General features: G+C 37.0%; 19 protein-coding genes and 1 tRNA gene. 10 read left to right on the top strand and 10 right to left on the bottom strand.

The genetic code is table 11. The features are described 5' to 3' along the window. Positions 1-139 precede the first annotated feature (139 nt). On the top strand, positions 140-1,000 hold the full coding sequence (locus JIV24_RS08295; protein ID WP_200464567.1) for a nuclear transport factor 2 family protein: 861 nt from the start codon (positions 140-142) through the stop codon (positions 998-1,000). Between the two features lie 51 nt (positions 1,001-1,051). Here the strand turns inward: JIV24_RS08295 and JIV24_RS08300 are convergent, their stop codons facing one another. From JIV24_RS08300 to JIV24_RS08310, 3 genes are all read right to left on the bottom strand, one after another. After that, positions 1,052-1,756 carry a glutamine amidotransferase-related protein gene (locus tag JIV24_RS08300; RefSeq protein WP_200464568.1) on the bottom strand — a complete coding sequence of 235 codons (705 nt, stop codon included), beginning with the start codon at positions 1,754-1,756 and terminating at the stop codon, positions 1,052-1,054. Between the two features lies 1 nt (position 1,757). Beyond that, positions 1,758-1,964, bottom strand: coding sequence for a hypothetical protein (locus tag JIV24_RS08305; RefSeq protein ID WP_200464569.1), 207 nt, complete (start codon positions 1,962-1,964; stop codon positions 1,758-1,760). A 65-nt stretch (positions 1,965-2,029) separates the two neighbouring features. Next, complete coding sequence (locus JIV24_RS08310) at positions 2,030-2,392, bottom strand: hypothetical protein (protein ID WP_200464570.1); 363 nt, start codon at positions 2,390-2,392, stop codon at positions 2,030-2,032. A 183-nt stretch (positions 2,393-2,575) separates the two neighbouring features. On the opposite strand from JIV24_RS08310, the gene JIV24_RS08315 reads away from it, so the two are divergent. Both JIV24_RS08315 and JIV24_RS08320 read left to right on the top strand, forming a co-directional pair. After that, positions 2,576-3,742, top strand: a complete 1,167-nt coding sequence (locus tag JIV24_RS08315) for an FMN-binding protein (RefSeq protein ID WP_200464571.1) — start codon at positions 2,576-2,578, stop codon at positions 3,740-3,742. Next, positions 3,732-4,997 carry a flavin reductase gene (locus tag JIV24_RS08320; protein ID WP_200464572.1) on the top strand — a complete coding sequence of 422 codons (1,266 nt, stop codon included), beginning with the start codon at positions 3,732-3,734 and terminating at the stop codon, positions 4,995-4,997. Before JIV24_RS08315 ends, JIV24_RS08320 begins: the two co-directional genes overlap by 11 nt. Positions 4,998-5,062: 65 nt before the next feature. On the opposite strand, the gene JIV24_RS08325 is transcribed toward JIV24_RS08320, so the two are convergent. The 3 genes from JIV24_RS08325 to JIV24_RS08335 form a co-directional block, all read right to left on the bottom strand. Then, positions 5,063-5,500, bottom strand: a complete 438-nt coding sequence (locus JIV24_RS08325; RefSeq protein WP_200464573.1) for a pyrimidine dimer DNA glycosylase/endonuclease V — start codon at positions 5,498-5,500, stop codon at positions 5,063-5,065. Positions 5,501-5,767: 267 nt separating this feature from the next. Further along, complete coding sequence (locus JIV24_RS08330; RefSeq protein ID WP_200464574.1) at positions 5,768-6,361, bottom strand: RDD family protein; 594 nt, start codon at positions 6,359-6,361, stop codon at positions 5,768-5,770. Positions 6,362-6,433: 72 nt separating this feature from the next. Next, entirely contained in the window at positions 6,434-9,277 is a 2,844-nt protein-coding gene (locus JIV24_RS08335; RefSeq protein WP_200464575.1) for a lamin tail domain-containing protein, read from the bottom strand. 181 nt (positions 9,278-9,458) lie between these two features. Between JIV24_RS08335 and JIV24_RS08340 the strand changes: the two genes are divergently transcribed. Together JIV24_RS08340 and JIV24_RS08345 are read left to right on the top strand one after the other, a co-directional pair. Next, entirely contained in the window at positions 9,459-10,469 is a 1,011-nt protein-coding gene (locus JIV24_RS08340) for an aspartate-semialdehyde dehydrogenase (RefSeq protein WP_200464576.1), read from the top strand. Positions 10,470-10,600: 131 nt separating this feature from the next. Continuing rightward, entirely contained in the window at positions 10,601-11,689 is a 1,089-nt protein-coding gene (locus JIV24_RS08345; RefSeq protein WP_200464577.1) for an adenylate/guanylate cyclase domain-containing protein, read from the top strand. 48 nt (positions 11,690-11,737) lie between these two features. Here the strand turns inward: JIV24_RS08345 and hflX are convergent, their stop codons facing one another. Then, positions 11,738-12,958 carry a GTPase HflX gene (hflX, locus tag JIV24_RS08350; RefSeq protein WP_200464578.1) on the bottom strand — a complete coding sequence of 407 codons (1,221 nt, stop codon included), beginning with the start codon at positions 12,956-12,958 and terminating at the stop codon, positions 11,738-11,740. A 111-nt stretch (positions 12,959-13,069) separates the two neighbouring features. Further along, complete coding sequence (locus JIV24_RS08355; RefSeq protein ID WP_200464579.1) at positions 13,070-13,753, bottom strand: energy transducer TonB; 684 nt, start codon at positions 13,751-13,753, stop codon at positions 13,070-13,072. A gap of 291 nt (positions 13,754-14,044) precedes the next feature. Between JIV24_RS08355 and JIV24_RS08360 the strand changes: the two genes are divergently transcribed. From JIV24_RS08360 to JIV24_RS08370, 3 genes are all read left to right on the top strand, one after another. After that, a tRNA-Ala gene (locus JIV24_RS08360) sits at positions 14,045-14,118 on the top strand. Positions 14,119-14,334: 216 nt separating this feature from the next. Continuing rightward, positions 14,335-18,840, top strand: a complete 4,506-nt coding sequence (locus tag JIV24_RS08365; protein ID WP_200464580.1) for a sensor histidine kinase — start codon at positions 14,335-14,337, stop codon at positions 18,838-18,840. Next, positions 18,841-19,941: a hybrid sensor histidine kinase/response regulator gene (locus JIV24_RS08370; protein ID WP_200464581.1), complete on the top strand. Its 1,101-nt coding sequence runs from the start codon at positions 18,841-18,843 to the stop codon at positions 19,939-19,941. 324 nt (positions 19,942-20,265) lie between these two features. Here the strand turns inward: JIV24_RS08370 and JIV24_RS22870 are convergent, their stop codons facing one another. Continuing rightward, positions 20,266-20,364, bottom strand: a complete 99-nt coding sequence (locus tag JIV24_RS22870) for a DUF7004 family protein (protein WP_394369133.1) — start codon at positions 20,362-20,364, stop codon at positions 20,266-20,268. Positions 20,365-20,400: 36 nt separating this feature from the next. Continuing rightward, positions 20,401-20,595 carry a DUF1289 domain-containing protein gene (locus JIV24_RS08375; protein WP_200464582.1) on the bottom strand — a complete coding sequence of 65 codons (195 nt, stop codon included), beginning with the start codon at positions 20,593-20,595 and terminating at the stop codon, positions 20,401-20,403. 142 nt (positions 20,596-20,737) lie between these two features. Between JIV24_RS08375 and JIV24_RS08380 the strand changes: the two genes are divergently transcribed. Continuing rightward, entirely contained in the window at positions 20,738-21,808 is a 1,071-nt protein-coding gene (locus tag JIV24_RS08380; protein ID WP_200464583.1) for a lysylphosphatidylglycerol synthase transmembrane domain-containing protein, read from the top strand. A gap of 90 nt (positions 21,809-21,898) precedes the next feature. Then, complete coding sequence (locus JIV24_RS08385) at positions 21,899-22,720, top strand: substrate-binding domain-containing protein (RefSeq protein ID WP_200464584.1); 822 nt, start codon at positions 21,899-21,901, stop codon at positions 22,718-22,720. Positions 22,721-22,731 lie beyond the last annotated feature (11 nt).

Here is a 22,731-nt window from a genome sequence, read left to right on the forward strand (position 1 = left end):
GTGTTTGGACACCTTGAAAATACTGATATTTCAGAAGATTCAAGGAACACTTATCCCTTTTTTATGAATAATTCAGGTTAGTGTTGATAAAGAAAGCCGGAAAGCTGCTTTGGATAAAATGGCCAATTACTCCGGCAAAATGAACAAAGGAGAAAAAGTACTTAAACAATTTGCCGTCAACGTTAAAGCCGACAAAAAATACAATGCAATACCTGAGATGCGTCAATTGGTTAAATTGTATCCTAAGAACATTTTTGCCAAAACAATGCTGGCATACAACCTTGGAGGTGAAAAAGAGACAAGACCTGAGGCATTAAGTATATTGGATGAATGCGCCAAATTGAATCCCAATGTGGCTTCTATTCACAATATTAAAGGCTATTTGTTACTAAGCGACAAAGAATTTGACAAAGCTAAAGTGGCCTTTGACAAATACATTGAAATGGCACCAGACAAAGCCAATCCTTATGATTCAAAAGGCGATTATTTCATGGCTGTTAATGCCTATAATGAGGCAGCAAAAAGTTACAAAAAAGCGTGTGAGATAAATGATGAATTTACCATGTCGAAAACTAAAGCCAAGGAAGCCAAGTGGATGATGAAGCGTGAAAAAGTGGCATCAGAAGTAAAAGTGCTGGCAGACCAATTAGTGGCTGATTACAATTCTATGGACATGGCAAAATACACAAAGCACTATTTTAGAGGACCCGAATTTTGTTTTGTATTGAATGGCAAGACAACAGAGTCGTACAGTGACTTTACAAAATCAGTTTTTGATAATCGTGAAAAGTACAAAGAATGGAAAGTTGAAGTGTTAGATGAAACCATTCAGATTCCTGCTGAAAACATTGCTGTCGTTTCGCAGGTTTTTAGTTATTCAGGTACTCCTATAGAAGGTGAAACCTGGGGTGTAAAAGGCAACTTCACTACCGTTTGGCGTAACATTGATGGCAACTGGAAAGTAGTTGAGGCCATCAACACGAATCCATTAAAAGAATAAGCTATCGTAGACCTTAAGGTTTCGCAGCCTTAAGGTCTTTATGCAATATCTTTATTTCACAAAACCATCCAAAAACTTATACAGGAGCTTATTGGCCATATTGTAGCCGTTAGTGCGTAGTTGCTCTATCGATTGTACAAAGGGCTTGCCTTTTTCCTGTTCCAATTCGCTGTGGCAATTTTCAATCATAGCGCTAATGGTACTTGGGTTAAACTCGAAGTGGCACTGGAATGCATAAACATTAGGTGCAAAACGAATAATCTGGCGAGGGCAGGCTGTGCTTTGTGCAATAATAACCGCCTCATCAGTTAAACCTGGCATATCGCCATGCCAATGGCCACAGGCAAATGTTTCGGGAAAATCAGCAAATAAAGGATCATTTTTTCCGGCCTCGGTTAATGTAACCGGAAACAAACCTATTTCTTTGTTCGGACTGGCTATTGTAGTACCACCCATGGCATTGCTTATCAGCTGCGAACCCAGGCAAACTCCCAATACCAACTTATTGTTTTCAACCGCCAGCCGAATTAATTGCTGTTCAGCTTCAGAGTTAAAATAAGAACATTCATCTGAAGTTGTACTGGGCGATTGCGGACCGCCCATTATCAGTAGTAAGTCAAAATGGCTACAGGTTTTTGGAAGTGAATCACCCAGATATAATCGTGTGTATGAACTTGAATGCTGATGCTTTTCAATCCAGCTTAAGAAAGCTCCCGGGCCTTCAAAAGCTTCGTGCATAATAATGTGAATGTGCATGTTATTTGTTTGATAATAGTGATTTAAGAAATAAAACGATGCCGTAAAACGCACTTATAACAGCAAAAATAACAATTGTAAGCACTACAAATTCAAGTGCTGTTTGGTGCCAGTGTTCATACGGAAGATCATTGTCGAGCAGATAGCCTAACGGTGTTATCGCTATAGCAATTAACAAGAATGCAATAAGATTACGTTTGTGTTTCATGGTAACAAGTTTGGCAGTGCTGTAATATAGTAGGGTAAAGATAGTTGCTTAGTTTATTTTATGATTCACCTTGTTTTTCGTTTCTCCATTGAGGCATATTTAACAAGCATAACGACGGATATAATCATTGTTAAAATAAAGAATAAAAGACCAATGAATAGTAATTGTTGCGCATCGCTACTAAATGTTGGAAATTCTTTGACCTCAGATATAAGAGCCAGCAACATATAGAAGCATACAAAAATAATTATTGTTGGTATGAGAATGCCTGTAATACGATTTTGAAAGATTATCTGAAGTGTCAATATGCCAATAAGCACAATTGCTATTGGGTTAACTATAATGCCTGCTGATAACCAATAAAATATTGTATAAGCAATAAGAATGTATTCCGGAAGTTGTTTAAGATGTTTTTTCAGGTTGGTCATGATAAATATTTTTAAGCTTAGGTTATTAAATAACGTAAGTATTAGCTCATTAGTGTTTTTATTGTTATTCACAATAGTTATAATTAATAGATGCGGATTCATTTTTCACATCTAATTAACAACTGTAACATTGTCTGGGATGTTCCATTCTGCTATTTTTGTCGCCTGTAAAATTGCATAAGCATGACTCACACACTAAAAACGAATAGTATTTATAACTATCTCGTTATCATTTTACTTTTGCTGGCCGTGGCCATCAGGGGAGGGGCTAATTTCGATTGGCTCAAATCATCTGACCAACTGGTGTATTCACTGGAAGATATGAAGGCCATTTATAAAGATGCGAATAGTATTAAAAAGCAGGCCGATAATAGTTTGGCAGTATTTGATGCCAATAATAAGCTGTTGGGATATGCTTTAGTTTCTGAAGAGTTGGATGCGCGATATTCTGGGTATGCGGGCCCGATACCAGTATTAATTGCCCTGAATATCGATAAAGAAGTTATTTCAACTACCTTATTGAAAAATGATGAAACTGGTGAGTTTCTCGATCATGTTAACGATACTAAATTACTAAGCACATGGGATAACATGCCCATGGATACGCTGCTTCTATCCGTTGAGGTTGATGCTGTTTCAGGAGCAACAAAGAGTAGTAAGGCCATTATACGTACAGTGCATTATACCATTGGAAATTACTTAGATGCCAAACACCAGCATGCAGGTATTTCTTTATTGCGAATTATCCAGCTATTGCTGATGGCCATTCTACTATTTCTGTCCTTAAGCATGCAGATAGGAAAGCGCTTTAAAAAGTTCTACGTTTATTATCTGGTGACCCTATTTTTAGTGATGGGGCTTTGGCTTAAAAAGATGTTGTCCATTGAATTATTCAATAATTGGTTGACTAAAGGATTGCCCTGGCAGAGTAATTGGGAGCTGATTGCTATTTTAATAATTTCGCTTGCACTAACCATTTTAGGTCATAAAAAATACTATTGTACCTATATGTGCCCCATGGGAGCTTTGCAGATGCTTGTGTCAAAAGTATCTCCTTTTAAAAAGCGTCCGTTTAAGCTTAAGATTTCAGTTCTCAGCCTACAAGATATTTATCTAAGTTTCATTTGGGTGAGCCTTATACTTGGCTTTACACTGCCACTCGCTAATATGGAACCATTTCTGGCTTTCTCCTATAAAGTGGCATCGTGGATAATGCTTGGGGTTGGAGGAATAATCATACTGCTATCGCTGTTTTTCAATCGCCCATGGTGTCAGTTGTGCCCAACTGGCTGTTTACTCGATAGTATGCCATCTTTTAAAAATGTAAATAATTATCGTCATGCGAAATAAAGCCAGCTTATTAAACGTGTTATTAGCCACCGTAGTGGTGGTTTTGGTTTATCAACTTGTTACACAAGAAAGGGCACCAAAAACTGAAACAATACAAAGTCAGACTGTAACGAATATTCCTGATAGCATTCCGTCAAAGATGGTGTCTGTTGGCCCAAAGGGACATATTCACCCAAAACCTGCGGTTGTGGTTGGCTCGTATAGTACCGAAGGCGAACCAAACATTATGACAGCTGCCTGGGCTGGTGTGGTTAACTCAACGCCCATGAGCATTGGTGTTTCTATTCGTCCTTCGCGAAAAAGTTATGACAATATCATAGCCACCAAGGCATTTACAGTGAATGTGCCGTCGCCTCAATTTGTGGCGCATATGGACTATGCGGGTAATGTGTCGGGTTACGACGATGACAAATTTAAAACAATGGGCCTGACACCTGTGAAGGGTGATTTTGTAAATGCTCCGTACATTGGTGAGTTTCCAATTGCTATAGAGTGTGAAGTAACCGATATGATTGACCTTGGTTCGCATGTGCAGTTTATTGGAAAAGTTATCGACACCAAGGTTGATAGTAAATACCTCAAGGCAAACAATGAGGTGGATATAGAACGTATTAACCCAATTATATTCGGAGGCGATTATTACTATGGATTTGGTCAGCGCTTGGGTCAACCATGGGATATTGGTAAGTTGTTTAAAGAAGGAGAGGCTCCCACTTATCAACCTTTAGCGCATGAGAATCCTACGCTGGCGAGTATTTATAATCGAAAAAGTGTTCGGCATTATACTGATCAAAAAGTAAGCAGAGAGCAACTAAGAGAATTGGTAAAAGCAGGTATGGCTGCTCCAACTGCTGCAAATAGGCAACCGTGGGCTTTTGTGGCAATTAGTGATCGCAGTATACTCGATAGTTTATCTGGCATATCACCTTATACCAAAATGCTAAAAGAGGCTACAGCAGCCATTGTAGTGTTTGGTGATATGAATAAGGCTCTAGAAGGGAAGGGACAGCCTTATTGGATTCAGGATTGTTCAGCTGCTTCACAAAATATATTGCTGGCAGCCGAAAGCATGGGTTTAGGCGCCGTGTGGACAGGTGTTCATCCTATTAAAGAACGGGAAGAGGTAGTGCGAAGAGTGCTAAATGCACCAGAGAATGTTATTCCTTTAAATGTGATAGTAGTAGGCTACCCAACAGGCGAAGATAAGCCCAAAGACAAGTGGGTGGAATCAAATGTGCATTGGGAGAAGTGGTAAAGTTTCACACGGTTTGGTAAGATGGGTTGTCTGACACAATCACATCATGTCTTAGATATTGGCAGTTAAATTGACTTCACTACTTCCCAATTTTCTATTTGACCATCGATAACCTTAAATAATGGGTGTGGAGCGGGCTGCTTCACTAGAGAGACTTGCTTGTATAATTTGGGTTCCCTAAAGTTTAATTTAACAAGAAGATGCTTTAATTCGTATTGCATTTGCTCTTTGTTCACAGTCAAAGTAAGGTGTTCATCCCTTGGGATAAATTTTGTTTCATCAAAATGATATCCTCGCTTGTTGGCCTCATCAAAAACAAATTCAAGGTATTTGTCGATGTATTTAAGCGGATTGTTAGTGTGTTTGAATCGCTCCAGTTGTGGATGATTCGTATAGCCTTTGGTTTTGCCATTCAGTACTTTACGTGCAAGAAGGGTTTCGCGCCATAAGGCAACCAGTCCTTTTGTATCCAGATATTTTGGGTGAATTGACCAGATTCTCATATTGTATGCTTTTTAGTCAACTAACTTTGTTGGAGGGTGTTTTGTTTAAATAGAATCATTCATTTTTAAACCAAAGTGTTAATGTAGGGTTCTGTAGGCCCTTAAAATTCAAGAAAATGCTTACGGAACACAAAATTGAAGCTACGGAAGTTCATTTAAGGTCTACGGAAGCCATTTTTAAACCTACGGAACATGAAAACAGGTCTACGGAAATGAAAAAAAAGAGCGACTCTTTCGAATCGCTCTTAATTATCGTATATGTTTGGATTATTTGACTTCTACTACCGTGGTATTGCTCCAGGCATCGTGCCAGCCTTTGCCGGCAAATAAAAAAGATAAACCATCGAATGGTACAATACGACAAAGCGAACGTATAAAAGCAGTACCAAAACTTGGCTTATTACCATCTTCGTCAACAACTTTTGTTTTGGTTAATAGCTTGCCGATAGTTCTACCAGTTAAAGATTCCATTAAGGTATAGTAGATGATCGAAAGTAAAATAAATACAAGGTTCTCGATTAGGCCCCCATTTTCTTCTAATCCATCAAGGGCATTTGGGTTTACGGCGGCTAAGTAAATTCCATATATCGTGGCAAAGAACAATATCATTAGATACATAAATATTGTGTCAATGATGTAATTGACAAAGCGCTTACCTTTATCTACTTCCTGCACGTAGAGTTGATTGCGAATGGCGTCCATCTCTGCTTTGTGCTTTAGTTCAGGGTCTTCTTTATACGTTGTGCACGATACCTCAAACTCTGCCGGATTGTTAGTTAAGCTACAAATGATTCCTTTGTGTGTGTCAAACTTCTGGTGTGTACAAGCTTTACAATACCTTAGTCGTTCCTGTCTGTTCATATTTGATTGGTTAGAAAATTCTGTTCAAACAATGTACGTATTAATGATGAATTAGGTTCTACGCTTTTTGAATTAATTATTATTGCCAATGCTAATAACGCAACTCACTTTCTCCTCCATAGTTTTGCCAGATGGATAAACGCATTGGATATAAGTAACATATATGCCAGGTGCTAGTGTAGTGTGTTCTTCACTGAGGCCATTCCACATAAAATAGCCTGTGTCGGCCAGGCTCTGGTTATTGACAAGGTACCTTACTTCGTGTCCTTTGGAATTGAAAATACGGATGGTCACCATGGCGCCTGCTTCTTTACTGTTGAAATGGATATACAATTGGTCGTCGATACCATCTCCATTTGGAGTAAAAACTTCAGGTGATATGCTAACAAAATCTTTAGTGGCTTTAGTCTCCGAAAGGTTCTGCGAATTAGCATATGCTGGTGTGGCAAATCCTGCCGTTGAGGCGGCCGAGTGCCAATTGTTGGCTTCATTTGTAGGATGGTCAAATGATAAACGTTCCAAACTAATACCTTCCTTGTTTTTCAGAAGCTCAAAATGCATCTTTTCGCTGTAGTCAAATTTATCGAGCATGATACCTTTCTGATTAGCGATAGCTACGAGACCTTCATCATCAGGATAGGAAGGAAGTGATGGTGTTTCAATAATGGCATCAGGGTTATTACATTTGTAATTTGTTAGCAGACTTTCTTTATCGGTAGTAATAACCTTGTATGATTGAGGTAGAAATAAATGATTCGTAGTACTTGCCTGATGCAGTTTATCAATCGAATTGTTTTTTATGGCTGCAAAGTAGATGTCTGATACATCAATGATTTTATCACTCATGTTATATATTTCAACAAAATCAGCAGCATCAGGATAAGGGTTAAAGAGTACTTCATTTATAATAATATCACCATGCACCAGAGTATCGGGTATGCCAAAAGGAATGGCTTTATCCATGATTAATTGATTGCCTGCCAGGTCCTTCATTGATAGTTGTTCTATATTGTGGATTTCGTTGGTTTGAAGTGTTTCATTAAATTCTATATTGAGGTAATTCAGAAATGTAGTGTCGTATGTAATTTCATTTATCTCACTCATTGGCGTTAAATCCATGTCAATGTTTGTAAAGAGCATGGTTTCGCTAAACGTAAGCTGAAGCGTTTTTGTGTTGAGCAGTTGTGTATGCGTAATGAATGGTGAAGAATCGTCTGTATTTATGGCCATTACTGAGTTGGTACTTGTCGGCGTACCTCCGTTTAAGTCCATGCACCAGTTATAGTTGGAATTCGTGCCACTCAGGTTGGTGGCATCAATGCGTTCAACCGACCAGCCGCCATCTTTTTTAAAGCCTTCGCCTGGTATGTTAGTTGGTAGATACTTGCAAGCATCAATAATGTGCATTTGCTTATTAAGTAGTACCATGTCGAAACCTGAATTATTTAATGCTGGCATCGCATCAACAAAAATCGTGTTTTTATTGTTTGGCCAATAGCTCATTTGGCTTCTGGCTACAAGGCAAGCATAAGCTTTGGTACTAATGGTAGAATCGGGTAATTCAACAGCCTTATCATTAATCATCAAACACCAATCTCTCAGGGAAATGTCGTAATCGGTATTGTTGAAAATCTCAATGTATTCAACTTCAGGCAGGCCCATAGAAGGTGTTGGATCGGCCATCCACTCATTGAAAACTACATCAAAACGATTTGCCATGAAGTACATGATTTGTGTAGAGCTTTCAGGTGCCAGATCTTCAATGGAATCGTAAAGTTGGCTGATTTTTAATGTGTATGATTGCTTGTTCAGCAATGAATCACCTAGTTCGATGATATAATCATGCTCATTCTCTGTTGAAATACGGTTGATTAAAATAGGGACATTGTCAATTGTAATAGATGCTTCGAGTAATTTCTCCTTGCTTACCGGTTTTGAAAAGGAGAGAAACAGTGTTTCTAAATCAAGTAATTTAATCGTTCTGATTTTGATTCTGTAATAGCTAAAGGAGAACGAAGTGCTCTCGATGACGTTACCATCTATATCAGCGAAGTTCGAAATGAGTAGCTGGTCATCGTCAGTATCGCCTATTATTGGGTCGAAGTTTAATAATATCTGATGGCTTGTATTATCATAATTTATAATTGTCGGATGTTGTTTGCTGTTTGCCAAAATGAAATCGGATGGCTGTATGCTTGATTCATCAATAGCTTCGTTAAACGTAAGCATTATTTGACTGCCATTAAGTAAATTAAAGTGTGTTAAAGTTGGAGGATTTGTATCGGTATAAGGTAAGCCATCAACAATAATGTCATCAAAAAAGAATTTGTCAGCACGTGTTTTAGTGTATTTGCAATACAAACCAAAATAGGCAGATGGGTAATTAAACTCAAAATTAGATGTGCCAAGCTTTTCCCAACCATTTCCAAAGTCAGCCTGCAGACTCCAGTCATTGGCATTGTGCGTTATTTTTATCATCACATCAACTACCGATGTGTTGAGTTGATCGAATGGACCTTCAATCATTTGTTGCTTTGTGCCATTCTCAATTTTATAGAGGCAAATATTATCGTTACTGCTACCTATTTCAATAAAAATAGCATTGTCGGCATCAGTTAGCTGCTCTTTATCACTTGCCAAATAAACTCTGGCATAATTGCTTGAAGAAGGATTAAAAGCCATCCTTACTTTAAGTTGTGAGGTCGCTTCTTCAATGCTAGTACTGGGAGTGGAGAGGTAGGAATCACCTTCATCCGTCATGCTTAACTGTAGTTCGGTATTTGCATTAACAATGAAGTTACTAACATCACCGTTCCATGTAGGGTTGGTATTTATTTCGTCATCGTTAAAGGATTCATGAATTTGGGAATGGCTTGTCAGGGGCAGACATACCAAAAGAATAAAAATTAGTCGCATTGAGTTAAGGGTTAAAGTATTTATTTCTATTTTTGTATCGGAATGTAAGCAACTTAACAATCCACCAACACAAATCAATTTAATACAATTTGCTTACTAAGTAAAGTTATTTCACCGTTGAGGTTGTATTTTTTAAATCAGTATAAAGAATATGCCTAAGCAATTTTAAATTTATTCAAAAATGAAAGTAGCAATCGTTGGTGCTAGTGGCGCTGTAGGACAAGAATTCCTAAAAGTATTGGAAGAACGTAACTTTCCTATGGATGAGTTAGTTTTATTTGGTTCAAAAAGAAGTGCAGGTAAAAAGATTACGTTTAAAGGACAGGAGTTAACCGTAAAGGAACTTCAGCATAATGATGATTTTAAGGATATTGATATTGCCTTAACATCAGCTGGTGGGGGTACTTCTAAGGCTTATGCCGAGACCATTACCAAGCATGGCACTATGATGATTGATAATTCAAGTGCTTTCCGTATGGATGATGATGTGCCGTTGGTTGTACCTGAGGTAAATGCCGTTGATTGTAAAAACGCTCCTCGTAATATTATTGCTAATCCGAATTGTACTACCATTCAGATGGTGGTGGCTTTAAAGCCTATAGAAGAGCTATCGCACATTAAACGTGTGCATGTTTCAACTTACCAGGCATCAAGTGGTGCCGGTGCAAGTGGCATGCAAGAGTTGGAAGACCAGACGAAAGCGATTGTTAATGGTGAGGAAACTACGGTTGATGCTTTTCAATATCAACTGGCCATGAATCTGATTCCACAAGTTGATGTTTTTACCGATAATGATTACACCAAGGAAGAGATGAAGATGTTTAATGAAACGCGTAAGATTATGCATAGCGACATTAGTGTTAGCGCTATGTGTGTACGTGTGCCTATTCTTCGTGCTCATTCTGAGTCAATTTGGGTGGAGACAGAAGCTCCTGTTACGCCCGTTGAGGCAAAGGATGCATTTTCAAAAGCTGATGGCGTAGTACTAATGGACGATCCTGCCAATAAGGCGTATCCAATGCCGTTGTTCTTAGCTGGTAAAGATGAAGTTTTTGTAGGGCGTGTTCGTCAGGATCTAGCGAATCCAAATGGTTTAACTTTTTGGTGTGTTTCAGATCAGATTAAAAAAGGAGCTGCCTTAAACGCTGTTCAGATTGCTGAATACATGATTAAAGAAGGTTTGATAAAGTAATCATATACAAAATGTATTAAAAAGGGGGTAGTCAAATAATGATTGGCTACCCTTTTTTGTTGATAAATAAATGTAACCATTCGGCTTGTCAAGCGGTAAAAACAGATGATTTTGTCTCACACATCAATGCAATGTTTTCAGTTGAAAAAATAAAAATCTGGTTTAGCATATTCTTTAGATCGTATCTGTATCATCAGATATTTTGGTTATTGGCTTTGGCCGGGTATGCATTTTTCACGCAGGACGAGCGCTTGTTTGTTAATTACCTGAATCTGCTCGAAAAGAATGATATATATGGCAATACGGTATTATTGTCTTTTTTCGCAGCATCGTTTTTTACATTCCTGGACGCTATATTTATTGGATGGGTCGTACGCAAACTACCCATTCGTATTATTGCTTTTTTTCGTCATGTGCTATATGTGTTACTGGCTTTGTTAATTATCTTTTTGTCAGCTAATCAAAACCTGACTTTTGAAGAATTAAGGGATTATGATATCTATTTTGACAGAATGCCCGAATTAGGTATTCGTTCATTGCGATTTACGCTTTGGTTCTACCATTCATGTATTTTTAGTACGCTTATTAGGGGCATACTCCGTAAAATAGGCCTTTCGAATGTGCTTCAATGGCTTATGGGCACTTTAAATAAACCACAAGTTGAAAAGCGTATTTTCATGTTTGTTGATATGCGTTCATCGGTAACAATCGCCGAAAAGCTACAGCATAAAAAGTTTAGTTACCTGGTGCAGGATGTATTCAATGACCTGGCTGTGGTTGAAAACTATGGCGGAGCAATCTATCAATACCTTGGCGATGGGGCCATTATTTCATGGAGTTTGAAAAAAGGTATACGTAATAATAATTGTCTTAAGGCTTTTTTTGCATTTCAGAAAGTAATTAAACGTAACCGATTTTGGTACAATAAAAGGTATGGGCTAGTGCCTGAGTTTAAGGCCGGGCTGCATGTAGGTGATATTATGGTGTTGCAGGTTGGTCGTCTAAAAAGAGATATTTCATATAACGGCGATACGCTTAACACAACTGCTCGCATCGAATCTATGTGTAATGAATACAAGCAAGATTTATTAATTTCCGGGATACTTTATGAAAGCCTTCCGCATATCAAGAAGTTCAATACAAAAGAAGTTGGTAATCTGAAATTAAAAGGGAAATCACGAGGTGTTCAGGTTTACAAAGTCAAGCTACCCAATAAATAGTATTGATGTGAAAAAAAGGATGTCTATCGACACCCTTTCTATAATTTATTACTCTACTTGTCCATCCTGATTATATGAATTATACAGATAATCATTAAATGGAAAGCGTTGTGCATGAATCGTTTTTACCTTGTCGTAAATGAGTTGTTTGAATTCAATAAAATTCACTTTATTGAGCGCAGAAATAAAGATACAGTCTTCTTGCTGTCCCATCCACGTTTCTTTTAAGTCACCCAAGGAGTAGTTTTCGCGCTTCTTAGGTGTTAAGTCATCTTCGTCTTTAGGTGTGTATTCGTATGCATCCACTTTATTAAAGACGAGTACGTGAGGTTTTACTTTTTCATCAATTTCACTCAATGTTCTGTTAACGGTTTCAATTTGCTGTTCAAAACCCGGATGAGAGACATCCACTACATGCAATAATATATCAGCTTCTCTTACCTCGTCGAGGGTCGATTTAAATGACTCCACCAAATGGTGAGGGAGTTTTCGGATAAACCCAACTGTATCAGCGAGTAAGAATGGGATGTTATCAACGACTACTTTGCGAACAGTTGTGTCCAGTGTAGCAAATAGCTTATTCTCAGCGAAAACTTCTGATTTGCTCAAGACATTCATCAAAGTGCTTTTGCCTACATTGGTGTATCCTACTAAAGCAACCCGAACCAGCTTGCCGCGGTTTTGGCGCTGGGTGGCCATTTGTCGATCAATCTTTTCAAGGTCTTTCTTTAGTTTAGCAATTTTATCCCGGATGATACGACGGTCGGTTTCAATTTCTTTTTCACCGGGTCCACGCATGCCAATACCGCCTCGTTGTCGCTCCAGGTGAGTCCACATGCGCGTTAGTCGGGGCAAGAGGTATTGATATTGAGCTAATTCAACTTGAGTTTTAGCATGAGCCGTTTGTGCACGACGGGCAAAAATATCGAGTATGAGATTGGTACGATCGAGTACCAAAACTTTCAATTCACGTTCGAGGTTACGAAGTTGCGATGGTGATAATTCATCATCAAAAATGATTGTTTTCACCTCATGAACCTTCATAAAATCAATTATTTCCTGAAGTTTGCCACGTCCAACAAAAGTCTTTGGATCGGGCATGGTCAGGTTTTGAGTAAAGCGTTCAAAAGGAATAGCACCTGCTGTTTCGGCCAAGAAAGCTAATTCATCCAAATATTCGTTCACTTGCTGTATTGATACTTCCGGTGTTTTAACGGCTACCAATACAACTTTCTCCAGTTCCTTTTTCGATGAAGGATTTTCAATCATTTACTACCTCTTTTAAGTCTTTCTTAATTAGAACGACAAATATAACTCAATTTTAGGGCAACAAAAAACCCCGCATCAGCGGGGTTTTTTATATTGTTACTGTAGTAGTTACTACTGCAATACAAAGTTGATAGGCACAGTATAAGATACTTTTACCGCTTTACCTCTTTGTTTTCCTGGTTTCCAAGCTGGCATGGCATTAACCACACGAATTGCTTCTTTGTCCAGGTTAGGGTCAACACCACGGGCAATTTTCACATCAGTTACTTTACCTTTTGTGTTAACAACGAAAGATACATAAACACGCCCCTGGATACCATTTTCCTGAGCAATTACAGGATACTTCACCGACTGTGCAATGTACTTACGTAATGCCTCTTCACCTCCAGGGAATTCAGGCATGTCTTCTACAATAAAGAAGACTGGTGCATCGTCTGACTCTTCTTCTTCCATGGCTAAGTCTGAGAAGTCAATCTCAGTATCATCATCCATTTCAGTGTCTTCGATGTCTAACTCTTCATCCAACTCCACATCATCTTCTACGATGTTTAACACGTCAGCAACCTTTGGTGGTGGCGGTGGTGGCGGTGGTTTTACTTCTTCCTGCCTAGTAATAGGCATGATTTCCTCCTCGGCTTCAAGCTCTTCTACCATCTCAAACTGAGATGCATCCATATCGGTAGTGGTCCATTCAAAAGCAATTAATACAATTGCTAATGTAACAACCAACCCGATCTGCATGAAGACGCTTTTCTTGTTTTCAAGATCTGCCTTCGGCGACTTTTTTACTTCCATAATAGATCAAAGTTTTGGTGCCTAAAGATAGCTATTATTACCAGTTTTTCTCAATTCAAAAGAGGACCTAAAAGGCCTCACCCAAATTTTGAGTGCATAAAAATAGAATTTTAAAATCAAATTCCATTCAAATTTCCATAGTTTTTGATACTTGTGTCAAGTGTATCGGCATAAAAAGTTGTTTGGTGATTATTATCACTATTGTGAATTGAAAAAACAGCTTGTGGAATTTAAAAAAACATATATATTTGCATCGCAATTGGCAAGGGTCAATAATTTTGCAAGAATGATGGGGGATTAGCTCAGTTGGCTAGAGCGTTTGACTGGCAGTCAAAAGGTCAGCGGTTCGATTCCGCTATTCTCCACATTGAAAATAAAGGCGTTCGGAGGCTTCCACTCTGGGCGCTTTTTTTTGTGCCCTACATTTCACGCCACTATTCCGGCTTAAAACTTTAACGAATTATTGTATTATTGATTGCTATTGAAAATTGCTTGAAGAATCAAGGCATTTAGTTACTTTTGAAACCTTGCATATCTTGCTTTTAGGGTAAAAGGTGTTATTTAATTTATAATAGACGATTATGGATAAAAGAAAGAATATTTCTGGTATCTACGCATTAGTGATATTTCTTTTGTTATTGAGTTGCAATCATCCAAACAAATCCGGGAAGGACAGAGCGAAAACAATAAAAGACCATCAGAGTATTGCCAATGGTTTGGAAAAGCCATACACAGATTCTTCATTAATTAATATTCCGAATGGCAACATAGTTACCTTACCCAAGAAGGTTAGTATAGCTAATTCAATTATTCGCTCCGACCGTTTAAATCCCAAGAAACTTAAAGAACCAAAAAGTATACCTGTCAACCTAGCTCAGGTAAAAAGGAATTGTTCAGGTGTAAATAATTTTGAATTACCACTTAAGTTTTCTATTCCTGATACAGGTTTTTTATTGCAGAATGGAGATACGATTTTTGCTCCTCGCAGAATTACAGATATTCGAGCAAGTTCTGTAAAAGCATTACCATTTAAGTATAGCGATAATGCTGCATTAAATATGAAGAACCTTGATGTTGAGCAGGGTTTAACTTCTTCGTATATATTATCAATGATAACCGATAAACGTGGTAACCTTTGGTTGGGCACAAACGGCGGAGGTGTATGTAGATATAATGGTGAGACATTTACGATTTATAATAAAAAAAACGGATTACCCAGTAATCATGTGAGATCCATATTACAAGATAAAAAAGGTAATATCTGGTTTGGTTTTTATGGAGATGGGGTTTGTGTTTTTAATGGGAAAGATTTTATTCAGTATGATATTAAACAGGGTTTAGCAGGTACATATGTCTGTGAAATTATAGAAGATAAAAATGGTCGTATTTGGATTGCCACAGATAATGCAGGAATAAGCTGTTTTGATGGAAAGTCTTTCGTCAATTATACTGAAAAACAAGGTTTAGTATGTAATGATACCAAATGTATAGCAGAAGATAATAATGGTGATTTGTGGATTGGAACCAAAGAGGGGTTAAGTCATTTCGATGGTAAGACATTCGCCTCAATTGGTAAAAAGGAAGGGCTTTCAAGTGATTATATATGGACCATTTTAGTAGACGATAAAAACAAGCTTTGGTTTGGAACAGTATTAGGAGGAGTAAGCTGCTATGATGGTAAGGTATTTAAAAGTTATACCGATAAGCACGGATTGCCTAATAACGATGTGTATGCGTTATGTCAGGATAAAGCTGGAAATATTTGGATAGGAACCTATGGTGGAGGCGTAATGAAATTATTGATAGACGATAGTTTGAATGAAGCTAACTACTATATTAATTATAGCGAAATAGATGGTTTGCGGGATAACTATGTGCGAAAAATAGTTGAGGATATTAGCGGTAATATCTGGTTAGGTCTTGATGGCGGAGGTGTGTGCTGTTTTAATGAATACTCTTTTACAAATTATAGAGAAAAAGAGGGCTTGACTGATGATGTTATCATGGCCATGTGCGAAGACCGGAAGCGTAATTTATGGTTTGGAACTTATGGCAGTGAGCTCATTAAATACAATGGAAAAACATTTGAAAAAGTTAAAATTGCAGGATCGGCTATTAAATCCATTTACGAAGATGATGACGGTATTATATGGATTGGAACTGGAGATGATGGGGTATTCCAATACAATGGTACTGCATACAGAAACTTCACAAAAGAAAATGGCTTTCCTTCAGATCAGATTATGTCGATTACCCAGGACTCTAAGGGGAATATGTGGTTTGGTACGTACGCTAAAGGGGTTTTTTATTATGATGGCACACAAGTCATTTCTTATGGTGAAGAACAAGGCTTGCAAGCCAAGAATATTATAAGTATGCTTGAAGATAAGCATGGTAATTTATGGTTAGGTACAAATGAAAAAGGAGCCATTAGGTTTAACGGGAAGGAGTTTGCTGTTCATAGCCAAGGAGAGGGGCTCGCAGGCAATTATGTGAGCACAATAATGGAAGACAATAACGGAAACCTATGGTTTGGCACCTATGATAACGGCTTAAGTTTTTATGATGGAAATACCTTCTCTACAATAGATGAAGAATGCGGATTATCAAATAATCGTGTATATACGATTATAGAAGACAATGAAAAAAACATTTGGGTTTCGACAGAGAATGGCTTGAACTGTATCGTGTTTGATGGTGAAGCAGGAGAAGCAGCTCCTACTACCATAAGTAGCCATACAAAAGAAACAAAGACTCCTACGAAAAATTTAAATAACTACTTGGTTGAAGGAGCCAAAATACGTCAGTATAAAATTGTAGATTTTGGGGTGAGGGATGGATTGAAAGTATCGGATTTTTTTCGAACTTCAGGTTGTATAGATAGTCAAAATCGTATCTGGTGGGGAAGTGGAAAAGCTCTTGTGATGCTGGATCGAAATAAATTCTATTTGCCAGCAGGTTCTCCTAAGATTCAATTCGAAGGTATAGATTTAATGGGCGAGAAGTTGAATTTTGATTGGTCTATGAGTGAAGCGACGTGTAAAAAACACAAAGGTATTCGCTTTACAAGTATGGCTGATTTCCACCACTATCCCTTGGGATTATCATTACCCTACCATCTAGATCATCTTGTTTTTAAATTTTCGGCAATAGATTGGAGTGCTTCCCATAAAATACAATACCAATATCAATTAGAAGGGTTGGATAAGGAATGGAACTTGCTAACAAGCGAAAATAAAGCTGAATATAGAAATATACCTCATGGGTTCTATACGTTTAAAGTTAGGGCAAAAGGTGCTGCAGAAAAGTGGAGTGAGGTAATTGAGTACAAATTCACTATTCGGCCTCCGTTGTGGCTCAGGTGGTGGGCTTATATAGTATATTTAATTTTATGCATTCTGGCAGTTTGGCTCATTGTAAAAATATATACCCGCCGACTTATAAAGCAAAAAAGAGTTCTTGAGAATACGGTAAAGGACAGAACAAAGGAAATTGCTACAAAGAATAAAATATTGGAAGAAAGCAATGTGGAGATATTTCAACAAAAGGAACGCATTATAGAGCAAAAGGAGGAAATAGAAGCTTCATTTAAGAATGTTAAAATGCTTTCTGAGATGGGCTTGGAGATAACATCGAGTCTCGAAATGGATGAAATAATTGAAAAGGTTTATCTTAATATTTATGCTTTAATGGATGTTTCATTCTTCTCAATAGGAATCCTTAATCAACAAACAGGCTTACTTGAATTTAAAACTCCTAAAAACTGTGCTAATGCTACTTCCACGCATAAGGTTGATATAACCAAAAGTCACTGCTTTGCGGCTACATGTTTTAATGCCTCAAAGGAGGTTGTCATACAAGATTTTCACATGAATGGACACACATGTCTTTTTGATGGAACCGGGGCAAAGTGTGGTGAATTTTCAAAGTCTATAGTTTATATACCCTTAATTGCCGGAGATAAGAAAATTGGAGTCATATCTATTCAGGGAAGCAAGAAAAATACTTATACACAAAACCAAATTAATATTCTTAAAAACCTAGCCATCTTTGTTGCCACTGCCATAGAAAATGCAGTGTCCTTTGAAAAGATAGAAGATCAAAATAACAAACTTATTAGCCTTAACAGGTTTAAGCAGCTTATGACTGATACCATAGTACACGATCTGAAAAATCCGCTCAATATTATCATTAATGGCTCTGAAAATAATATTCCGTTTTTTCAACAACGCTTAAGACAAACTGGTCAGCACATGTTAAATATGGTGACAAATATTCTTGATGTACACAAGTATAAAGAAGAAAGTTTACAAATTAATGCATCGAGTCATCAACTCTTGGCAATTGCTAATCATGCCATTGTGCAGGTAGAATATCTAGCAGATCAAAAGCATATTGAATTAAAAAATAATATTAATGACAGAGCCTATGCCCTGGTGGATTCAGATCTAATGGAAAGAGTATTTGTAAATATTTTGGTAAATGCCATCAAGTACACACCCGTTAACGGTATTGTAGCGTTGCGAAATGAGCATGTGGAAGGGGATTCTGGTAGTATGAATGCATTGGGCAATAAGGCGTTTAACCATAAAGTATTTATTACTGATTCCGGGCCAGGCATACCCGAGGATCAAATTCATAAGGTGTTTGATGCTTATATGCAGATAGATGCTAAAAAATCGGGTTCAGCCCGATCGACCGGTATAGGACTTACATTTTGTAAAATAGCTATTGAAGCACATGGAGGAAAAATAGGGGTGGATAGCGAAGCTGGAAAAGGGGCAAGTTTTTGGTTTACTATAAATGCTGCTGATTGGCTTATTTCACCTGAGAAACCCATGGCCGACTTAAAAAGGTATAATGTTATTGCGGGTAGGTTAACTAAAGCCGAAAAAATGAAACTTAAACCCTACACAACAAGTTTAAGGTCGTTGATGGTATATGAGAATTCAGAAATAGAAAAAATACTGAATGATATTAATATTGATGAAAGTGAAAATATAAGAGACTGGAAAGAAGAAATGAAAGAAGTGCTTTTTACACTCAATGAAAAAAAATATGCACAACTGATTGATATTAAATATTAAATGGGAAAAAAAGAAAACATAACTATATTGGTTGTCGATGACCAATTGGAGAACTTACAAATTATTGCTGATTGTTTATCGGAATGTAACCCTCCTTATACTACTATAAAAGTACCAGAGGCACAAATAGCTTTAAAAATATTAGAGTCAAAAAGGCCAGATCTTATCATTACAGATTGGGAAATGCCGGGTATGAATGGCATTGAGTTTATTATAACATTGAAAAATAATCCTGCTACTGCCGAAATACCTGTTATAATGTGTACCGGGGTGATGGTAGAGTCTGAGAATCTACAAAAAGCATTAGAAGCCGGAGCTCTAGATTATGTGCGCAAACCCATTGATAAAATTGAACTATTAGCCAGGGTTAATTCAGCTTTAATGTTGGCTAAAAGCTATAATACTCTTAAAGAGGTTAGTGCTTCAAAAGATAAACTATTTTCAATAATTTCTCATGATTTAAAAAATAACTTTAATAGTATTCTTGGATTGAGTCAATTACTAAAGATTAGTGCTGATGATATGGAAAAAAAACAAGTTCAGGAACTTGCAACGCTTGTTAATACATCGGCTTCAAACAGTTTTAAATTGCTCGAAAATCTTTTAGAATGGTCATGCACTCGTATTAATAAAACTTCGTTTACTCCGCAATATTTTAATATAAAAAAAATGTATACCGATAACATTAATATATTAAGTGATAGTGCAACTATAAAAAAGATAGAGATTGAAGCTTTTATTGATGAAGACACTGAGTTGTTCGGTGACGTCAATATGTTAAATACAGTTCTACGTAACTTGCTATCCAATGCCATTAAATATACCTCTTCTGGAGGCAAAGTATTGGTGTCTCACGAAACGGTTGCAGGCATGGATGTGATAAAGGTATCAGATTCAGGAGTCGGAATTAGTAGGGAAAATATTGACAAATTGTTTAATGAAAGTGAGAATCTATCAACCTTAGGTACGGATAATGAAAAAGGAACCGGATTAGGACTGATTTTATGCAAAGAGTTTATAAACAAACATAAGGGTGAACTTAAAGTCAGCAGTGAAGTAGGAAAAGGGACTGATTTTATGGTTATATTGCCTAGGGATTAAACCTATGAGTAATGTTTATGGCATTTTTATATTGCTAAGCGATTTAAAATTATTTTATCATTTCTGACTTAAAAAAATAGCAAAAGTGCAGCCATTTACGCTACTAAAAAAACTCCCGGTTCAGAATCATACGGTAGTTTAATTTTCACCCTTTTATGTAGGGGTAATTTCCTATGGTTTTCTTTTCTAAAATACTCAATTGCCAAATGTGCTCAATCCAAATAAAGAACAATTTGTTCTTACTCTAATTCTACTCTAACAGATAAAAAGAGATCCTTAAATTATATTAATATATAGATGTTCGGTGTCTTAGGTGGCATTTCTTCATTCATGGTTTACGATGTAAACACACCAATCATCAAATTTACCTTTATCAAAGACAATTTTTTGACCATTTAAAAGTGTTTTAACCAGTTGAGACATTATTGACTAGGTAGGTTTGGGTAAAAACAATGAGTATTATCTCAAAAAGATATTTGGCTCTTCACCTTCAACATTGCGCCTGATAGATAATTCTTTGATGATGACTTCTTTTTCTTCATTTGTGTATTTCGACCAGTTTCCTGCCTCATCAATTGTTCGTCTGCATCCGAAGCATATGCCTTTACTATCATATTGACATACGCTTATGCATGGTGATTGTACTTCTTTCATGTTAAAATTGTTTACTCAGAAAACGTTAAGCGACCTTTTATGTTTATGAAATATTTAAGAAAAAATAAAAAAATACATTGAATGCTCTTTTTAATGTATAGGTATTTCATCAGATGAATTGATTAGCATAACTTTGTCAACTATGGCCGATAACTCTGGTAAAATATTAAAAAGTATACAGCCCGGTAAGATTACGCTACCTATTATTATAGGTTTGGCTGTGACTGGCTATTTCCTTTATCAAGAATTTGATCCGTCGGTATTGAATTATTTTTCATTCACAATGCAATCATTATTTTGGTTTTTTATTTCCTTTTTGATGATGGCCATTCGTGATGTTGGTTATATTATTCGTATTCGTTTACTCACTAATAATATTCTTACCTGGAAAAAGGCATTTAATACTATTATGTTGTGGGAATTTACTTCAGCCATTACACCGTCGGCTATTGGAGGAACCAGCGTTGCTATTTTTTTCATCAATAAAGAAGGTGTTAAGTTAGGTAGAAGTACCGCTGTAGTTATGGTGACTTCATTTCTCGATGAATTATATTTCATCATTACTTTTCCATTAATTCTTTTGTTCATTGGGCGTACCGATATTTTTGCTTTCGGTGATAGCATGATGGAAGGACTTCCGTGGTACAAGAATCAGTTTTTCATGTTCGCATTTACCGGATATTTATTAAAACTAGCTTATACTATTGTAATTAGTTATGGTCTGTTCATTAACCCGCGCGGTTTAAAGTGGTTACTGCTCTGGATTTTTAAACTACCCATCATCAGGCGGTGGCGTCCACAAGCCAATGAATCTGGATCCGATCTGATTTCTGCATCAGATGAGTTTAAACGCTGGCCATTTATTAGCTGGTTAAAAGCTTTTGCAGCAACAGCACTTAGTTGGACTGCCCGATATTGGATAGTAAATACATTAATACTTGCATTTTTTGGTTTTCAACTACTTGGCTGGAATGAACATATCCTAATATTTGGCAAACAGCTGGTTATGTGGATTATGATGCTGGTTAGCCCTACGCCTGGTGGCAGTGGTTTTGCCGAGTGGGTATTTAAAGAGTTCCTTTCTAATATGGTTCCAGTAGGTACGGGAATGGCGATGGCATTTATGTGGCGATTGGTTAGTTACTACCCATATTTGGTTATTGGAGCATTTGTAGTGCCCAAATGGATACGGAAACACTTCATTAGTGCCTGATTGGATTTGATAAACACATAGTTTTTAGTGACAAATGACTGTTAAGCGGTACTGCTATTCACTAACTTGCTTGTCATTAAATGAAGAACTATGCCTCTAACCAAATATTTTCTCACTCTTTCTATTGGTTTGTTAATTTTTAGCGGTGGATGTCGTAATAATCGCCCCAAAAAAGTTAAGAAACTGGTTGATGCGCCAAAAGAACTCATTATTTATTGTGAGAATACAATGCTGAATATGGTGGTTGACCTAAAATACACCTTTGAGCAAGAGAATAACTGTAAAGTGATAATTCAGAATGATTGTTCAAAAAACTTAATGGGCAGCATCAATTACTCATCAAAAGGTGATATTTATATTCCTTCGTCCGGACATAGCTTTAAAGACTTCTATAAAAACACTGGCTTCCATTTGAGTGATTCTTTATTTCTGGGATATAATCATTTGGTTTATATGGTGAAAAAAGGTAATCCTAAAAAGTTTAGCGGAAATACTGCCCCTTTGATGCTCAAAGGTAAATATGCAGTAATTATAGCTAATCCTGAAACCAGTTCACTGGGGCATGAAACAAAATTGTTCCTTGAAAAACAGCGTGCTTACAATAAAGTTTTCGAGAGTGTTGTTGCTTTAACTTCAGATTCAAAAGGCTTGGTTAAGGGATTAAAAGGTGATCAGGCTGATGTGGCTCTTAATTGGAAAAGTAATATTAATGTTAATGGCAATAGTGATCATATACAGGTGATTCATCCTCAATCACCATATAATAATGCTATACCAATGTACGCTGCCGTTATATCATCGAGTACTGAACCATCATTAGCAAAAGCGTTTCTTCATCTGGCCTCCGAAGAACTGAGTGAAGCGAAATTAAGTCACTATGGATTTTCGAAAAGGCCTTCTATTATTTTTTAAATTAGAGGTAA

The organism is Carboxylicivirga marina, from assembly GCF_016612505.1.
Lineage (GTDB): Bacteria > Bacteroidota > Bacteroidia > Bacteroidales > Marinilabiliaceae > Carboxylicivirga > Carboxylicivirga marina.

Excerpts from the sequence above, each read along its gene's own strand:
- JIV24_RS08295 (WP_200464567.1), top strand. The coding sequence starts at position 140 with ATGAACAAAGGAGAAAAAGTACTTAAACAATTTGCCGTCAACGTTAAA.
- JIV24_RS08300 (WP_200464568.1), bottom strand. The coding sequence starts at position 1,756 with ATGCACATTCACATTATTATGCACGAAGCTTTTGAAGGCCCGGGAGCT.
- JIV24_RS08305 (WP_200464569.1), bottom strand. The coding sequence starts at position 1,964 with ATGAAACACAAACGTAATCTTATTGCATTCTTGTTAATTGCTATAGCG.
- JIV24_RS08310 (WP_200464570.1), bottom strand. The coding sequence starts at position 2,392 with ATGACCAACCTGAAAAAACATCTTAAACAACTTCCGGAATACATTCTT.
- JIV24_RS08315 (WP_200464571.1), top strand. The coding sequence starts at position 2,576 with ATGACTCACACACTAAAAACGAATAGTATTTATAACTATCTCGTTATC.
- JIV24_RS08320 (WP_200464572.1), top strand. The coding sequence starts at position 3,732 with ATGCGAAATAAAGCCAGCTTATTAAACGTGTTATTAGCCACCGTAGTG.
- JIV24_RS08325 (WP_200464573.1), bottom strand. The coding sequence starts at position 5,500 with ATGAGAATCTGGTCAATTCACCCAAAATATCTGGATACAAAAGGACTG.
- JIV24_RS08330 (WP_200464574.1), bottom strand. The coding sequence starts at position 6,361 with ATGAACAGACAGGAACGACTAAGGTATTGTAAAGCTTGTACACACCAG.
- JIV24_RS08335 (WP_200464575.1), bottom strand. The coding sequence starts at position 9,277 with ATGCGACTAATTTTTATTCTTTTGGTATGTCTGCCCCTGACAAGCCAT.
- JIV24_RS08340 (WP_200464576.1), top strand. The coding sequence starts at position 9,459 with ATGAAAGTAGCAATCGTTGGTGCTAGTGGCGCTGTAGGACAAGAATTC.
- JIV24_RS08345 (WP_200464577.1), top strand. The coding sequence starts at position 10,601 with ATGTTTTCAGTTGAAAAAATAAAAATCTGGTTTAGCATATTCTTTAGA.
- hflX (WP_200464578.1), bottom strand. The coding sequence starts at position 12,958 with ATGATTGAAAATCCTTCATCGAAAAAGGAACTGGAGAAAGTTGTATTG.
- JIV24_RS08355 (WP_200464579.1), bottom strand. The coding sequence starts at position 13,753 with ATGGAAGTAAAAAAGTCGCCGAAGGCAGATCTTGAAAACAAGAAAAGC.
- JIV24_RS08365 (WP_200464580.1), top strand. The coding sequence starts at position 14,335 with ATGGATAAAAGAAAGAATATTTCTGGTATCTACGCATTAGTGATATTT.
- JIV24_RS08370 (WP_200464581.1), top strand. The coding sequence starts at position 18,841 with ATGGGAAAAAAAGAAAACATAACTATATTGGTTGTCGATGACCAATTG.
- JIV24_RS22870 (WP_394369133.1), bottom strand. The coding sequence starts at position 20,364 with ATGTCTCAACTGGTTAAAACACTTTTAAATGGTCAAAAAATTGTCTTT.
- JIV24_RS08375 (WP_200464582.1), bottom strand. The coding sequence starts at position 20,595 with ATGAAAGAAGTACAATCACCATGCATAAGCGTATGTCAATATGATAGT.
- JIV24_RS08380 (WP_200464583.1), top strand. The coding sequence starts at position 20,738 with ATGGCCGATAACTCTGGTAAAATATTAAAAAGTATACAGCCCGGTAAG.
- JIV24_RS08385 (WP_200464584.1), top strand. The coding sequence starts at position 21,899 with ATGCCTCTAACCAAATATTTTCTCACTCTTTCTATTGGTTTGTTAATT.